This window comes from Mesorhizobium marinum, from assembly GCF_040813675.1.
Classification (GTDB): domain Bacteria; phylum Pseudomonadota; class Alphaproteobacteria; order Rhizobiales; family Rhizobiaceae; genus Mesorhizobium_K; species Mesorhizobium_K marinum.
Map to the genome: position 1 here is coordinate 388,215 of NZ_JBFOCI010000003.1, position 16,237 is coordinate 404,451.

Annotated in this window: 14 protein-coding genes; 9 read left to right on the forward strand and 5 right to left on the reverse strand. The window is 66.2% G+C overall.

What is annotated here, in order from left to right; all coding sequences use genetic code 11:
- Window positions 1-48: 48 nt before the first annotated feature.
- On the forward strand, window positions 49-711 hold the full coding sequence (locus ABUE31_RS12740) for a haloacid dehalogenase type II (protein WP_367723977.1): 663 nt from the start codon (window positions 49-51) through the stop codon (window positions 709-711).
- Between the two features lie 164 nt (window positions 712-875).
- The gene (locus ABUE31_RS12745; RefSeq protein WP_367723978.1) at window positions 876-1,598 is read left to right on the forward strand and encodes a L,D-transpeptidase; all 723 of its coding nucleotides are present in this window, start codon (window positions 876-878) and stop codon (window positions 1,596-1,598) included.
- A 15-nt stretch (window positions 1,599-1,613) separates the two neighbouring features.
- On the opposite strand, the gene ABUE31_RS12750 is transcribed toward ABUE31_RS12745, so the two are convergent.
- Entirely contained in the window at window positions 1,614-3,182 is a 1,569-nt protein-coding gene (locus tag ABUE31_RS12750) for a helicase HerA-like C-terminal domain-containing protein (protein ID WP_367723979.1), read from the reverse strand.
- Between the two features lie 177 nt (window positions 3,183-3,359).
- On the opposite strand from ABUE31_RS12750, the gene ABUE31_RS12755 reads away from it, so the two are divergent.
- A complete protein-coding gene (locus tag ABUE31_RS12755) occupies window positions 3,360-4,802 on the forward strand; it encodes a methylmalonyl-CoA mutase family protein (protein ID WP_367723980.1) in 1,443 nt (480 codons plus the stop codon).
- Window positions 4,799-6,928 (forward strand): methylmalonyl-CoA mutase, encoded by a 2,130-nt coding sequence (scpA, locus tag ABUE31_RS12760; protein ID WP_437344116.1) that lies wholly within the window; start codon window positions 4,799-4,801, stop codon window positions 6,926-6,928. Before ABUE31_RS12755 ends, scpA begins: the two co-directional genes overlap by 4 nt.
- Window positions 6,929-7,175: 247 nt before the next feature.
- Here scpA and greA read toward each other — a convergent pair whose 3' ends face one another.
- The 4 genes from greA to ABUE31_RS12780 form a co-directional block, all read right to left on the reverse strand.
- On the reverse strand, window positions 7,176-7,649 hold the full coding sequence (gene greA, locus ABUE31_RS12765) for a transcription elongation factor GreA (RefSeq protein WP_367723981.1): 474 nt from the start codon (window positions 7,647-7,649) through the stop codon (window positions 7,176-7,178).
- Window positions 7,650-7,694: 45 nt separating this feature from the next.
- On the reverse strand, window positions 7,695-8,702 hold the full coding sequence (locus ABUE31_RS12770) for an asparaginase (RefSeq protein ID WP_367723982.1): 1,008 nt from the start codon (window positions 8,700-8,702) through the stop codon (window positions 7,695-7,697).
- Between the two features lie 100 nt (window positions 8,703-8,802).
- On the reverse strand, window positions 8,803-9,537 hold the full coding sequence (locus ABUE31_RS12775) for an SDR family NAD(P)-dependent oxidoreductase (RefSeq protein WP_367723983.1): 735 nt from the start codon (window positions 9,535-9,537) through the stop codon (window positions 8,803-8,805).
- Window positions 9,534-10,700: an acetyl-CoA acetyltransferase gene (locus ABUE31_RS12780; protein ID WP_367723985.1), complete on the reverse strand. Its 1,167-nt coding sequence runs from the start codon at window positions 10,698-10,700 to the stop codon at window positions 9,534-9,536. Before ABUE31_RS12780 ends, ABUE31_RS12775 begins: the two co-directional genes overlap by 4 nt.
- Window positions 10,701-10,840: 140 nt before the next feature.
- Between ABUE31_RS12780 and betI the strand changes: the two genes are divergently transcribed.
- From betI to betB, 5 genes are read left to right on the forward strand one after another with little or no spacing between them, the layout of a single operon-like run.
- Window positions 10,841-11,449 carry a transcriptional regulator BetI gene (gene betI / locus ABUE31_RS12785; RefSeq protein WP_367723986.1) on the forward strand — a complete coding sequence of 203 codons (609 nt, stop codon included), beginning with the start codon at window positions 10,841-10,843 and terminating at the stop codon, window positions 11,447-11,449.
- A gap of 16 nt (window positions 11,450-11,465) precedes the next feature.
- Window positions 11,466-12,104 (forward strand): glutathione S-transferase family protein, encoded by a 639-nt coding sequence (locus ABUE31_RS12790; RefSeq protein WP_367723987.1) that lies wholly within the window; start codon window positions 11,466-11,468, stop codon window positions 12,102-12,104.
- Complete coding sequence (locus tag ABUE31_RS12795; protein WP_367723988.1) at window positions 12,101-13,090, forward strand: threonine/serine dehydratase family protein; 990 nt, start codon at window positions 12,101-12,103, stop codon at window positions 13,088-13,090. The genes ABUE31_RS12790 and ABUE31_RS12795 overlap by 4 nt, the downstream gene beginning before the upstream one ends.
- Window positions 13,083-14,735 (forward strand): choline dehydrogenase, encoded by a 1,653-nt coding sequence (betA, locus tag ABUE31_RS12800; RefSeq protein WP_367723990.1) that lies wholly within the window; start codon window positions 13,083-13,085, stop codon window positions 14,733-14,735. Before ABUE31_RS12795 ends, betA begins: the two co-directional genes overlap by 8 nt.
- Window positions 14,736-14,773: 38 nt before the next feature.
- The gene (betB, locus tag ABUE31_RS12805) at window positions 14,774-16,237 is read left to right on the forward strand and encodes a betaine-aldehyde dehydrogenase (RefSeq protein ID WP_367723991.1); all 1,464 of its coding nucleotides are present in this window, start codon (window positions 14,774-14,776) and stop codon (window positions 16,235-16,237) included.

Sequence of the window (16,237 nt, forward strand, 5' to 3'; positions counted from 1 at the left end):
CTTGATGGCGGTTCACGTATGAGCGGCACTTCGCTAGCGGCAGGGACGATGACCCATTCAGCCTATGTGTTCGACGCCTACGGCACACTGTTCGACGTGCACTCTGCGGTCGGTCGCCACGCCGGAGCGGTCGGCCCGCAAGCCGCCACACTGTCCGAAATATGGCGCACCAAGCAGCTCGAATACAGCTGGGTTCGAACCTTGATGGGAGCCTATGCGGACTTCCGCCAGTTGACCGAGCAGGCGCTCGACTTCGCGTTGGAGAAAGTTCCCTCGGTCGACCGGCGGCTCCGCAACGACCTTCTGGCCGCGTATTCCTCGCTCGACTGCTACGCGGAAGTGCCGGGCGTACTCAGAGAGCTCAAGGCGAGCGGCGCGAAAGTCGCGATCCTCTCCAACGGGTCGCCGGCCATGCTCCAGGCAGCGATCGTTTCCGCATCGCTGGACCATGTCTTCGACGCGGTATTCTCCGTGGATGCGATCGGCCGGTTCAAGACCGATCCCGCGACATACCGCCTCGTCACTTCCGCCTGGCGTCTTGAGCCGTCAGCTGTTTCGTTCCAGTCGTCCAACCGCTGGGATATTGCCGGCGCAACCAGTTTCGGCTTCCGCACCGTCTGGATCAATCGCACCGGCCAGCCGGACGAATATCCCGACCTGCCGCCATCCTTGACCCTGCCGAACCTCGACGGCCTCCTCGCCGGCGCCTGACGGATCGTCACGGTTGCCGAATGGCAACAGCGCGCCACCGTCACAGCTTCGCCTTTCTTTGCGCATGCTGAGACCAGATTTGGAACCGTCTATCCGCTCATCGCTTAACAGGGCAGCGCCGTCACGGGCGCCGTCCCATCGTCGAACGAAGAGCAAGAATTCCGATGTCAATTCTCCCCTCGTCCCGCGACCGCCTTTCGCGACGCGGATTTCTCAGCCTCGCGGCGGTCGGCGCCGCGAGTTTCAGTCTGTCCGCCTGCGTGACGGTCGAGCCGGAACCGGAACTTCAGCCGCAGCCTCAGCGACTTGACGCATCCTTTGGCAGCTATGTCTCCATGTACGGGCCGATGACCGACGAGGGCTACGACATTCCGGCCGTTCCCATCGAGCGCATGGATCGCCGCTACCTGCGCCAGGTCGTGCCGGATCCAACCGGCGAACCGGCCGGCAGCATCATCGTCGATACCTCGCAGCACTTCCTCTACCTCGTCCTCGGCAACGGCGAGGCGATACGCTACGGCGTCGGCCTCGGTCGCGAGGGTTTCGAATGGTCGGGGCGGGCCAATGTCCAGTGGAAGCGCAAATGGCCGAAATGGACGCCGCCGGCGGAAATGATCGCGCGTCAGCCGGACCTGGAGAAATACAGCGCCGACAACGGCGGCATGCCGCCCGGCCTGACCAATCCGCTCGGCGCGCGTGCGCTTTACATCTTCCAGAACGGCGAGGACACGCTCTATCGCCTGCACGGGTCGCCGGAGTGGAACTCGATCGGCAAATCGGTGTCGTCTGGATGTGTTCGCCTCATGAACCAGGACATCATCGATCTCTACGATCGCGTTCCCGGCAAGGCGCCGATCCTGGTGACGCACGGCATCGGACTGTCCTGACCGTCGCCGAACGCCTCAATACCCCTTCTTGAGGCTGCCCAGGATGCCCCGCACCAGGGCGCGGCCAAGCGAGCTTCCGACCGATCGCACGACCGACTTGATCGCCGCCTCGGTGACCGTCTGGCGGTTCGACGGACGCGGCGCGCGCGGCCTTGGCGCCGGTCGTCCAGGGCTGCGCCTGCTTGCGCCGCCCGTCGTAGTCGGGCTGTCCTCGAAATCCGGCAGCGTCCAGCGGGAGCCGCCCTCGCCTTGTTGCTCCGGGGCTTGGGCCTTCTGCGCCTCGGCAGCCTTTTTCTGAAGTATCTCGAACGCGGATTCGCGATCGACGGCTTGGTCGTATTGGCCGGCGACGGGACTTTCGGCGATAAGCCGTGACCGCTCCTGCGGCGTGATCGGTCCCATGCGCGAGGCCGGCGGCCGGACCAGCGTGCGCTGTACCATCGAAGGAATGCCCTTGGCTTCCAGCGTCGACACCAGCGCCTCGCCGACCGCAAGCTGGGTGATTGCCTTCGCGCAATCGAAATCAGGATTCGGGCGGAAAGTGTCGGCGGCGGTCTTCACCGCCTTCTGCTCGCGCGGCGTGTAGGCCCTGAGCGCATGCTGCACGCGGTTGCCGAGCTGCGCCAGGACCGTCTCGGGCACGTCGAGCGGGTTCTGGGTGACGAAGTAGACGCCGACGCCCTTGGAGCGGATCAGTCGAACCACCTGCTCGACCCGGTCGACAAGCACGCGCGGGGCCTCGTCGAACAGCAGATGGGCCTCGTCGAAGAAGAACACCAGCCGCGGCTTGTCGGGGTCGCCGACTTCCGGCAGTTCCTCGAACAGTTCGGACAACAGCCACAGCAGGAAGGTCGAATAGAGGCGGGGATTCATCATCAGCTTGTCGGCCGCAAGCACGTTGATGGCGCCACGTCCGTCGCGCGTCGTGCGCATTATGTCGGAAATGCGCAGCGCCGGTTCGCCGAAGAAGTTCTGGCCGCCCTGCTGCTCGAGGACGAGCAGGTTGCGCTGGATCGCGCCGACCGACGGCTTGGTCACGTTGCCGTAGCGCGCGCTGATCTCGTCGGCCCGCGCGGCGATGTTGGCGAGCAGCGCCTGCAGGTCCTTCATGTCGAGGAGCAGCAGCCCTTCCTCGTCGGCGATCTTGAAGGCGATGTTGAGGATGCCTTCCTGCGCATCCGACAGATTCATCAACCGCGACAGCAGCAACGGCCCCATCTCCGTGACGGTGGCGCGGATCGGATGGCCCTGTTCGCCGAACAGGTCCCAGAAGATCACGGGGAATTCCTGGAATTCGTAGGGATCAAGCTTGATCGTCTCGGCCCGGGCAAGCAGGAAGTCCTTGGCCTCACCCATCATGGCGATGCCGGAGAGGTCGCCTTTAACATCGGCGCAGAACACCGGAACGCCCTGGTTGGAAAAGCCCTCCGCCAGTATCTGCAGCGTCACCGTCTTGCCGGTGCCGGTGGCGCCGGTGACGAGACCATGCCGGTTGCCGTACCGCAGAAGCAGGTTTTCCGGCTTCTGGTAGCTGTCGTCCGGCTTCCGGCTTGCCCCGATGAAAATGCTGGTGTCGTCGGCCATGCCCGCTTCTCCGCTTCCGGTCGCCGCGGATAGTCCGCGCATCTCCCAGAACGTATAGTTGCGGTGCCCCATAGCGACAATGGCAAAGCTTGACCCTCAGGGCGGAACCCGCCACAAGCCCCTAGGCAGTCGTGACGTCGACACTCGGGCGATGTCGAAGCCGCAACGAGGATTGGCATGAATCTGGCCAGGGTGCTCGGCGAAATCGAGTTTCCGGCAGCAAGCCGCGACAGATGGCGTTCGCTTGCCGAAAAAACCATCGGCAGCGCGGCTTTCGAAGATGCGCTGGTGTCGCACAGCGATGACGGTATTGCCATACAACCTATCCACGAGCGCGTCGCCGACCCGGCCCTGATCGCGCGCCGACGTCCGGAACTTCCTTGGCTGGCCGCGCAGCGCATCGACGATCCCGACCCGGCCCGCGCCAACAGGCAGGCCCTCGAGGATGTCGCGCAGGGCGCAACCGGCCTTGCGCTGGTGTTCGAAGGCGCGCCGAACGCCTTCGGCTACGGCCTTCCGGCCGCCCCCGAAACCCTCGCAACGGTTCTTGAGGGCGTGCCCCTCAGCCGGGTGCATCTGCGACTCGACGTCCACCCCGCCAGCCGTGCGATGGCCGACTGGTTCGTTGCCTATCTGACCGCGCAGCGCGCGGATCCCTCGAAGCTGAGCCTGTCGTTCGGGATCGACCCGGCGGCGATCTTCGCCGGCACGGGCCGCCTGTCGATGACCATCGAGGCGCTCAAGGCGTCGATGCCGCAATCGCTGGCTCACTTCTTCGCGGTCGGGGTGCCGGGGGTCCTGCTGGAGGCGGACGGACGCGTCTACCACAATGCCGGCGCCACCGAGGCCCAGGAACTCGGCGCGGCGCTGGCTTCGGCCGCAGCCCATCTCAGGCTGTTCGAGGACGCCAGGCAGGCGCTGGTCTATGCCGCCCCGCATATCGGCTTCGCCGTCAGCATCGACCAGGACCAGTTCATGTCCATCGCCAAGATCAGGGCGCTGCGCCGGCTGTGGGCGAGGATGCTTGAGCTGTGCTCCATCCCCGCCTCGCCGGCGACGATCCATGCCGAGACCTCGTGGCGCATGATGACCACGGCCGATCCGGAGACCAACATCCTGCGGAGCGCCATCGCCTGCTTCGCCGCGGCGGTGGGCGGCGCGGATTCGATTTCGGTGCTTCCGCATACGATCGCGCACGGATTGCCTGAGGGTTTCGCCCGGCGCGTCGCGCGCAACACGCAACTCGTCATGGCCTCCGAGAGCCATCTCGACTTCGTCGCCGATCCGGCGGCGGGCGCCGGCAGCATCGAAGCGTTGACGGACGCGCTTTGCGAACGGGCGTGGGCGGAGTTCCAGTTCATCGAGCGTGAAGGCGGCATCCTGGAGTGCCTCGCCGCGGGACATCTGCAGCGACGGATCGGCGCAGCCAGCGACGCCCGCCTGCTGCGGTACCGTGAAGGCGGCAGCCAGATCGTCGGCGCCACCGTCTACCAGCTCGCCAACGAGCGCCCCGTCGAAACCCTGGCTGCCGAACGACGCCCCCTGCCGACGGAAGGCGCCGCCTTCTGCGAGAAGCTCGACAGCCTGCGCATCGAGGAAGCCATCGGAGCGTCGTCGTGATTCCGGATTTCCGTACGATCGACTGGAAGGACGCCGGCATTCGGGCAAGACCCGCCGAAGGACCGGCATGGGACACCCCGGAAGGCATCGCCGTGAAACGATCCTACGGCGAGCGCGACCTCGCAGGCCTGCGCTTCGTCGATACATGGCCGGGCATTGCCCCCTTCATCCGCGGCCCCTACCCGACCATGTACGTCCAGCAGCCGTGGACGATCCGGCAGTACGCCGGCTTCTCGACGGCGGAGGAATCCAACGCATTCTACCGGCGCAACATGGAGGCCGGGCAGAAGGGGCTGTCGGTCGCCTTCGACCTCGCCACGCATCGCGGCTACGACAGCGATCATCCGCGCGTGGCCGGCGACGTCGGCATGGCCGGCGTGGCAATCGATTCGATCCTCGACATGCGCCAGTTGTTCGACCGGATTCCGCTCGGCGAAATGACCGTGTCGATGACCATGAACGGGGCGGTTTTGCCGGTTCTTGCGCTCTACATCGTGGCGGCGGAGGAACAGGGCGTCGCGCAAAAGGACCTCGCCGGAACCATCCAGAACGACATCCTCAAGGAGTTCATGGTCCGCAACACCTACATCTATCCGCCGAAACCCTCGATGCGGATCGTGTCGGACATCTTCGCCTACACCTCGAAATCAATGCCGAAGTTCAACTCGATATCGATTTCCGGCTACCACATGCAGGAAGCCGGCGCGACGGCGGACCTCGAGCTTGCCTACACCATCGCCGACGGCATCGAATACGGTCGCGCGGGGCTCGCAGCCGGGCTCGACATCGATCATTTCGCGCCGCGGCTGTCATTCTTCTTTGCGATCGGCATGAACTTCTTCATGGAGGTCGCGAAGCTGCGCGCCGCACGGCTGTTGTGGGCGGCGCTCGTGCAGAAGAACTTTGAGCCGAAGTCCGCGCGGTCGCTGTCGCTGCGCACCCATTGCCAGACCTCCGGCTGGTCGCTGACCGCGCAGGACCCCTACAACAACATCGTCAGGACCATGATCGAGGCGATGGCGGCGACGCAGGGCCACACCCAGTCGTTGCACACCAATGCCTTCGACGAGGCGCTCGCGCTGCCCACCGATCATTCCGCACGCATCGCGCGCAACACTCAGCTAATCCTGCAGAAGGAATCAGGCACGGTTCGCATGATCGACCCCTGGGGCGGCTCGGCCTATGTCGAGCGGCTGACGCACGACCTCGCCACCCGCGCGATGACCCATATCGAGGAGGTCGAGGCGCTTGGCGGCATGGCTGCGGCGATCGAGAAGGGCATCCCGAAAGCCCGCATCGAGGAGGCATCGGCCCGCACCCAGGCGCGTATCGATTCCGGCAGCCAGGTGCTGGTCGGCGTCAACGCATGGCGTCCCGAAAGGGACATCGCCGTCGATGTGCTCAAGGTCGACAACGCGGAAGTTCGCGCGCGCCAGTTGGCCAAGCTGCAGATGCTCAAGGGCACCCGCGACGTCGCAGCCGTCGAGCAGGCGCTCGACGCGCTGACCAAGGCCGCGCAGGGGGACGGCAACCTGCTCGAGTTCGCGATCCGGGCCGCTCGCGCCCATGCGACGGTCGGCGAGATTTCACTGGCCCTGGAAAGGGCCTTCGGCCGGCACGTGGCAGCCGTCCAGACCATCTCCGGCGTCTACCGGAAGGAACTCGGCGAGAACCCGGTCGCCGACCGCGTGGCGGAAAAGGTCGAGGCATTCGAGAAGAAGACCGGCTCGCGCCCGAGCATCCTGATCGCCAAGATGGGCCAGGACGGCCACGACCGCGGCCAGAAGGTCGTGGCGACCGCCTTCGCCGACCTCGGCTTCGACGTGACCGTGGGGGCAATGTTCCAGACGCCTGCCGAAATCGCCAGGCTCGCCGTCGAGCGCAACGTCGATGTGGTCGGCGCGTCCTCGCTCGCGGCCGGACACCTGACGCTCATTCCCGAACTGCGCGCCGAACTCGACAGGCTCGGCGGAGGCAAGATCGCCATCATCGCCGGCGGCGTCATACCGCCCCAGGACCACGATGCCATGCGCAAGGCCGGCGCGGTCGAAATCTTCCCGCCCGGGACGGTCATCCCGGACGCGGCCGATCGACTTGTCGACAGGCTTTTACAACTTGCGGTTTAGGTAGCGGGTCGCTAGATTTGCCTCAAGAGGGAGGCGGCCCATGGGTAGATCAAGCGGCGATTCCGTGCGACCCGCTAGTGCCGGAACAGACGAGGCTAAGGCGGCGACGCCCCGCGGGTCCGACATCGGACAGGGCATGTCTCCCGAGATGCGTCGGCAGATGGAAGCCGCCAAGGAGCGCATGAAGCGGTACCACGCCGTCTACGGCCAGAAGCCGCCCGAGTCTGAGCCGGGTTGATCGCGACGTTCAACCGGCCTGAAGGTCGACGATCTCCCACTCTTTTCCGCTCACCAAGACCACGTCGCCGGGCGATCTACCAAAAAGCGCCTGCGCCATCGGCGATACGTGGGAAATGCTCCCGCTGGCGGCGTCTGCCTCGTCCTCGCCGACAATCTTCCAGCTTCGCCGCTTTCCGTCCTCGCCCTCTATGGCAACGGTCATCCCGAAGCGAACGACCGTGCTGCCCGGGTCAGGTTCCGCCAGCTCGGCATTTTCCCGGCGCGCGGTCCAGTAGCGAAGATCGCGCGACAGGGCAGCGATGCGCGACCTGTCGGACTCGGCCTCGGCGTGGGCAAGATCCTTGCGCAGGCCGGCAAGCGTCTCCTCGATCATCGCAAGGCCCTTGCGTGTCACCAGGTTGCGATGCGGACTGACGGGCCGCTCGCCGAAGTCTGCGATTGCGCCTTCGCTGTCGTCTTCGCGTGTGAATGCCCTGCTCATGCCACAACCTAAGCCGTTGCGGCACAACCATTCAAGGCCGCGGCCTCACCACTCGATCGCCCCGGTCGGACAAATCTCACCGACGACCTCGCCCCGGCGACTGGGGACCGGCGGCCGCGCAAGCTCCTCGAGGCGAGACGACAGGCCTTCGTCGCGCCGCAGTATCCGTGCCAACACCGCCGAGATCATCGACTCGGCGGCCCGGCCTGCGCCGTCGTCGCATTTCAATGCAACGCCCAGCCCCAGTTCCGGCAACGCCGCGCAGTAGACGCCTTCCGCACCCGACTTGACGAAGATGCGGCCTGGGGCGGCTTGCATCAAGGGCAGGTCCGCCGAGTCGGAACCGGACACGTAGAACGGTTCGGACATGCAGGCGGAAAAGAGACGCCGGGCGGCGGCCGCTCGTCCGGCCGCAAGCCCGACGCCCGTCGCCATCCTCGCGAAACCATAGGCCAGGCTCCGGAGCGAAACCCCGTACGTCGGGATCGAGCAGCCGTCGATGACGCTGTTGTCGGCGTCGTGCGGCGCACCCGTCACATCCTCCATGACCTCGCGAATGATCGCCTGGTAGGGATGTTCGAAGGTGGAATAGCCCTGGCAGAACAGGCCGATGTGCCGGCACGCGCAGAGGAATGCCGAGTGCTTCCCGGAACAGTTGTTGTGCAGCGCCGACGGGCTCCGACCGGCCCGCGCAAGAGCCAGGGTGGCATCCTGGTTGAACGGCCAGTGCGCGCCGCACTCGAGCGCTTCCGCGTCCAGCCCGACGCGTGACAGCATTGAGGACGCCAGCGCGACATGCGCCTCCTCACCGCGATGCGACGCACAGGCCAGCGCGAGTTCCCGGTCGGAAAAATCCAGGGCGTCCGCCGCGCCGCTCTCGACCAGCGGAAGGGCCTGGATCGACTTGACCGCCGAACGTGGAAAGACGGGGTACGAGATGTCGCCGATCTCGGCGAACATCGCTCCCGATGCGTCGCAGACCGCCACGGCGCCGCGATGCGCGCTCTCGACGCGATTTCCGCGCCATACCTCGACAAGGACAGGGTTTGCCATCGCCCTAACCTACCGGCGCAATGTCTCGCGAAGGACGCGGCGCGGCCCGGGATCACCGCTTGGCAGGTGTTCGCAGGTGGCGCCGTCGGTCCCCATGTTCCTAGCCCACGATGCCCGCGGAGAGAAAGCCACCATCCACCGAAAGCGTATGGCCGTTGACGAAGCTGGCCTCGGGAGAAAGCAGGAAAGCCACTGCGGCCGCCACCTCGTCCGGTTCGCCGTAGCGCCCCTGCGGGATCTGGCGTGTCCAGAGCCGCCTCTCGTCGGGCCGGTGCTTTGACATCGCCGGGGTCTCGATCGGCCCCGGCGCGACGCAGTTCACCCGAACTCCATGCGCTCCGTATTCGAGCGCGAGGACGTCCGACATCAGCTTCAGCCCGGCCTTGGAGGCGCCGTAGGCAATCTGCCCGCGAACGGCGCGCAGACCGGAGACGGAGGCGATGTTGACGATCGACAGCGTCGCGCCCATACGCTCCAGGGCGGCGCGCGACGCGATGAACGCGCCGACCAGATTGACGTCGAGCACCTCGCGAAAGAGTTCCGACGTGGTTTCGTCGGCCGGCAAGTCGCGAACGATGCCGGCCGAATTGACCAGCCCGCCTATGAGTCCCAGCCGGTCGACGATCTCGTCGAAGGCCACGGCGATCTCGTCTTCGTCCGTCACGTCGGCCGCCAGGAATATGGCGTTCTCGTCGGAGAACGCGCTGTCGGCCGAGGCCAGCGCATCGACATCGGAATCCACCACGGCGACGGGCCACCCGTCGTCGAGCAGGCGCTTGACGACGGCCATGCCGATGCCGGACGCCCCGCCGGTGACGATCGCCGGGTGTCTCATTTCATTCTTTCAAGGATCGAGACGTAGTTCGCGACGGCCGCGCCGCCCATGTTGAAGATGCCGCCGAGCGATGCATCCTTCACCTGGATGTCACCGGCCTCGCCGGTCAACTGCATCGACGTCAGCACGTGCATCGAGACGCCGGTCGCGCCGATCGGATGACCCTTCGCCTTCAGCCCGCCCGAGGGGTTGACTGGCAGCCGCCCGCCCATGGCGGTCTGGCCTTCCATCGCCACGCGGGCGCCCTCGCCCCGCTTGGCCAGGCCCATGGCCTCGTATTCGATCAGTTCGGCGATGGTGAAGCAGTCGTGGGTCTCCACGAAGGAAAGGTCGTCGAGCCGCGCCCCGGCGTGGACGAGCGCCCGCTGCCAAGCCTCCGCACAGCCTTCGAAGAGGAGGATGTCGCGCTTCGACATCGGCAGAAAGTCCTGCACGTGCTCATTCGCGCGAAAGCCGACGGCGCGCTGCATGGTCGCCGCGATATCGCTTTCGGCGATGACCAGCGCGGCCGCTCCGTCGGAGACCGGCGAGCAGTCGGTCCGCTTCAGGGGGCCGGCCACGAACGGATTCTTCTCGCTCTCGTGCCGGCAGAAGTCGAACCCGAGATCCTTGCGTATCTGGGCATAGGGATTGGCTGTCCCGTTCCTGTGGTTCTTGGCGGCGATCATCGCCAGGGCATCCGACTGGTCGCCGTACCGCTGGAAATAGGCCTGGGCGATCTTGCCGAAGACACCGGCGAACCCGGCCGGCGTGTCCCCGTCCTCCGGCAGGTATGAGGCCTTGAGGAGATTCTTTCCGACGTCGGCGGCCGGCGTCGTCGTCATCTGCTCGGCGCCGACCACCAGGACGATCCGCGCCGCGCCCGACTTGATGGCGCGCAGGCCCTGTCGCACCGCGGCCGAACCGGTCGCGCAGGCATTCTCCACCCTGGTCGCCGGCTTGAAGCGCAAGCGGTCGTCGGCCTGCAGCACGAGGCTTGCGGTGAAATCCTGCGGCGAGAAGCCGGCATTGAAATGGCCAAGCGCAATCTCGTCGACGTCTTCCGGCCCGACTCCGGCATGGTCGAGCGCGTCCCTGGCCACCGCGGTGATCAGGCTCTCCAGCGTCTCGCCTTCCAGTTTGCCGAAGCGCGAATGCGCCCAGCCGACGATGCATGCCGTCATCCGTCTCTCCCGGGCAACGCAGCCCGACCACAATGTGGACGCGCCGACGCACGGCGTAAAGGCCGACGTCCAGCCTCGGAACGCGGTTTTTTGTTGATTGACCAGTCAATTAAAAATACGGTCGCGCCCAAGGAGCAGTCATGCCAAAGGTCGGAATGGAACCGCTGCGCCGCAAGGCGCTCATCGATGCCGCTCTGTCTGCGATCGGCGAGCGTGGTTCGCTCGACGTGACGATGTCGGAGATCGCCAGCCGGGCCGGCGTGTCGTCGGCGCTGGCGCATCACTATTTCGGCGCGAAGGCAGAACTTCTGCAGGCGACAATGCAGCACCTGCTCGCCGAACTGAATGCCGACGCGCGCCACGCGCTTTCAAGGGCGGGGTCGCCGCGCGAGCGCGTCTCCGCGATCATCGCCGTCAACTTCTCCGCAAAGCAGTTCCGCCCCGAAACCATCGCGGCATGGCTCGCCTTCTACGTCGAGGCGCAGAAGTCGCCGACCCTGCGGCGCTTGCTTCGCATCTACGCGCGTCGGCTGCACTCCAACCTGATGAGCGGGCTGGCGAACCTTTTGCCGCGGCACGAGGCCCAGCAGTCGGCAGAGACGATCGCAGCGCTGATCGACGGGTTCTATATCCGGTGCGCACTCAAGCAGGGCGAACCGGACGCCCGCTCGGCCATCGCCCAGGTCACCGACTATGTCGCGCTAAAGCTTGCACAAGCCGGCGCATCGACCTGCCGAACCCAGTCTTGAAGCAAGGGAACGCACGATGATCACTGTATGGGGACGCATCACCTCCGCAAATGTGCAGGCAGTCATGTGGGCGCTTGCCGAACTCGGCGTCGAAAGCAAACGCATCGACACCGGCGGCGCCTTCGGCGGAACGGACACGCCGGAATACCTGGCGATGAACCCCAACAAGCTGGTCCCCACGATCCAGGACGGCGACCTGACCATGTGGGAGAGCGCGGCGATCGTGCGCTATCTCGGTGCCACATACGGCGACGACGGCTTCTGGCCGTCCGATCCCGTCGCGCGGGCACGGATCGACCAGTGGGCCGAGTGGGCCAAGACGAGCTTCGCGCCCACCCTCCTCGGCGGGATTTTCCTGCCGCTGGTCGCCACGCGCGAGGAGAACCGCGACGCAAAGGCGGTAGCAGCGGCAGTGACGCGCATGCAGGGATTGGCCAGGATCGTCGATGCGAGGCTGGCTCGGAGCCCGTTCCTCGGCGGCGAACGCCTCGCTTTCGGCGACTGCATCTTCGGAACCCTGCTCTACCGCTACTTCACCGTCGACTTCGAGCGCGCCGACACCCCTCACCTGCAGGCCTACTACGATCGCCTGCGCAGCCGGCCAGCCTACGAGCGCAGCGCCATGATCTCGTATGAAAGCCTGAGGGCCAAATGATCCCCACCCTCGACCACCTGCGACGCGCCTATGCGGTCACGTCCGGCGCGACGCACCTTACCCCGCTTCTCGAGTCGGCCGCCCTCGCCCGCCAAACCGGTGCGAGCAGCGTCTATGTGAAGCCGGAGGCGCTGCAGTGGGCGGGGTCGTTCAAGGTGCGCGGCGCATACTGGCGGTTGAAGCAGTTGTCGCCAGAGGAAGCCCGGCGCGGAGTGGTCGCTTACTCCTCCGGCAACTTCGCGCAAGGGCTCGCAGCGGCCGGCCAGGCGCTCGGCATACCGGTCACCATCGTCATGCCGATCGATGCGCCGGTCGCGAAGCGTGAAGCAACGGCGGGCTACGGGGCAACCGTCGTGCTCACCGATCACGGCGAGCGCGCCCGCGAGGAAGTCGCCTCCGAAAAGGCCCGTGAGATCGCCCGCGAAAGCGGCCTCGTCCTCCTGCATCCCTTCGACGATGCGGAAATCGTGGCGGGCCAGGCCGGCGTCGGACTCGAAGCGCTCGACCAGCTTGCCGCCCGGGGAGCGAGCGCCGATGTCGTCTTCTGCCCGGTCGGCGGGGGCGGGCTGATCGGCGGCGTCGCGCTCGCCTTCCACTACCTGTCGCCCCGCACCGAACTCATCGCGGTCGAGCCGAAGGGTTTCAACGGCCTCGGGGCCTCGCTCGCCAGCGGCCGGATCGAGACCATGCCGATCGGTCCCCGATCCATATGCGACGGCCTTATGGCCCGGCGGCCCGGCGAAGCGCCCTTTGCCGCCGTACGTGACACCGGCCTGCGCGGCATGACGGTCGACGACGCAGCCGTCCGCCAGGCTATGAAGATCGCCTTCGAACGCCTGAAGATCGCGCTCGAGCCGTCCGGCGCCGCATCCTTGGCCGCGCTGCTTTCCGGCGAATGCGACGTGCGTGGCAAGACGGTCCTGGTCATCGCAAGCGGCGGCAACGTGGCGCTGGCGGACTTCATGAAACAGGTCGAACATGCTTGAAGCGGACTACGTCATCATCGGCTCCGGCTCGGCCGGGTCGGCGCTCGCCTACCGCCTGTCGGAGGACGGCCGACACTCGGTCATCGTGATCGAGTACGGCGGCAGCGACTACGGGCCGCTGATCCAGATGCCGTCCGCCTTGTCGATCCCGCTTAACATGAGCCTCTACGACTGGGGCTTCGCCAGCGAGCCCGAGCCCCACCTTGGCGGCCGCGTGCTTGCAACGCCGCGCGGCAAGGTGCTGGGCGGCTCCTCCTCGATCAACGGCATGGTCTATGTGCGCGGCCATGCGCGCGACTTTGACCACTGGGCCGAACAGGGGGCCGCCGGATGGGCGTTCGCCGACGTGCTGCCCTATTTCAAGCGCATGGAAAATGTCGAGGGGGGCGAGGCCGGCTGGCGCGGCACGGACGGGCCGCTGCACGTGCAGCGCGGCCCACGTCGCAACCCGCTCTATGCCGCGTTCGTCGACGCCGGCAAGCAGGCCGGCTTCGAACTCACCGCCGACTACAACGGCTCGAAGCAGGAGGGTTTCGGCGCGATGGAGCAGACCATCCATCGCGGCCGCCGCTGGTCGGCGGCCAACGCCTATCTGAGGCCGGCGTTCAAACGGAAAAACGTGAGTCTCGTCAGTGGCTTCGCGCGGCGCGTGGTGATCGAGAATCAACGCGCGACCGGCGTCGAGATCGAAGCTCGCAAAACGATTCAGGTCGTTAAGGCGCGACGTGAAGTGATCGTCGCCGCCTCGGCTATAAACTCGCCAAAACTGCTGATGCTGTCGGGCATCGGGCCGGCGGCCGAGCTCAGGCGACACGGCATCGATGTCGTCGCCGACCGGCCCGGCGTCGGCCGCAACCTGCAGGATCACCTGGAGCTCTACATCCAGCAGGAATCGCTGCAGCCGATCACGCTGTATTCGGTCTTCAACCCGATCTCGAAGGCGCTGATCGGCGCCCAGTGGCTGTTCTTCAAGACCGGGCTTGGCGCAACCAACCATTTCGAGGCGGCCGCCTTCGTGCGATCGGCCGCGGGCGTCGACTATCCCGACATGCAGTACCACTTCATCCCGGCAGCCGTGCGCTACGACGGCAAGGCCGCTGCCAATTCGCACGGCTTCCAGGCGCATGTCGGACCGATGCGTTCGAAATCGCGTGGCGCGATCGCACTGCGATCCCCGGATCCCTGGGCCAAGCCGGAGATCCGCTTCAACTACATGTCGCATCCCGACGACTGGCGCGACTTCCGGCACGCCATCCGCCTGACCCGCGACATATTCGGCCAGGCTGCGTTCGACCCCTATCGCGGGCGCGAACTATCGCCTGGAAGCGCCGTCCAGAGCGACGACGAACTCGACGCCTTCATCCGCCAGCACGCCGAGAGCGCCTATCACCCCTGCGGCACCTGCCGGATGGGCAGCGCTGCCGACCCTGCCAGCGTGGTCGATCCGGAATGCCGCGTCATCGGCGTCGAGGGGCTGAGGGTCGCGGACTCCTCGATCTTTCCACGCATCACCAACGGCAACCTCAACGCCCCCTCGATCATGACGGGTGAGAAGGCCGCGGACCACGTCCTCGGCCGAACGCCGCTGTCGCCCTCCAACCAGGAGCCGTGGATCAATCCGCGTTGGCGCGAAAGCGACCGCTGAAACGTGCTAGAAGCGTTCCGGACACAAGGAATTTCGTGATGAAGGCCCAGCCCACTGCATCGCACTACATCAATGGCAGCTTCGTCGACGACGACCGCGGCGCGGCGCTTCCCATCATCTATCCCGCCACCGGCGAGACGATCGCGACGGTGCGGGCCGCGACCGAGAATGTCGTCGAACTCGCCATCGAAGCCGCGCGCGAGGCGCAGCCAGCATGGGCGCGGTTGAAGCCGGTCGAGCGCGGCCGCATCCTGCGCCGCGCCGCCGATATCCTGCGAGCGCGCAACGATGAACTGGCGCGCGTGGAGACGCTCGACACCGGCAAGGCCATTCAGGAAACGCTGGTCGCCGACCCGGCATCTGCCGCCGACGCTCTGGAATATTTCGGCGGTGCGGTCGGAAGCTACAACGGCGACTATGTCGACTTCGGCGGTTCATTCGCCTACACGCGGCGCGAGCCACTCGGCGTCTGCGCCGGCATCGGCGCCTGGAACTATCCCATCCAGGGGGCGGGCTGGAAGTCCGCGCCGGCGCTCGCCATGGGCAACGCGATGGTGTTCAAGCCGTCCGAGAACACACCGCTTTCGGCGCTGGCGCTTGCCGAGATCTACACGGAAGCGGGCCTTCCGAATGGCCTGTTCAACGTGGTGCAAGGCTACGGCGATGTCGGCGCCGCGCTCGCGCAGCATCCCGCCGTGGCGAAAGTTTCGCTGACCGGCTCGGTGCCGACCGGGCGAAAGGTGCTCGGGCTCGCCGGCTCGCTGATGAAGCACGCCACGATGGAGCTCGGTGGCAAGTCACCGCTCATCATCTTCGACGATGCGGATATCGAGAATGCGGTCGGTGGCGCGATGCTGGCCAATTTCTACTCGACCGGCCAGGTCTGCTCGAATGGCACGCGCGTCTTCGTGCAGGACGGGCTGCATGACCGTTTCCTCGATCGCCTGGTCGAACGCACGAAGGCGATCCGTATCGGCGATCCGCTCGATCCCGACACGCAGATGGGGCCGCTGATCAACAAGGCCCAGCACGAAAAGGTGCTGTCCTACATCGACATCGGCCGGAATGAAGGGGCGCAGCTGCGCCACGGCGGAGGCGTTCCGTCTCTGCAGGGCTTCGAAGGAGGCTTCTTCGTCGAGCCGACGGTCTTCGCCGAAGTCACCGACAACATGCGCATTGCGCGCGAGGAGATCTTCGGACCGGTGATGTCGGTGCTGCGGTTCGAGCATGAGGACGAGGTGATCGGACGCGCCAACGACACGGAGTTCGGGCTGTCGGCGGGCGTCTTCACCCGCGACCTGCCGCGCGCGCACCGGGTGATCGCCGACCTGCAGGCGGGTTCGTGCTGGATCAACCACTACAACCTGGCGCCGGTCGAAATCCCGTTCGGCGGCTTCAAGCAGTCCGGCATCGGCCGCGAGAACTCGCTTGCGGCGCTCGAGCACTATTCCCAGCTGAAGTCGGTCTATGTCGAGACCGGAGACGTCGTCAGCCCCTATTAG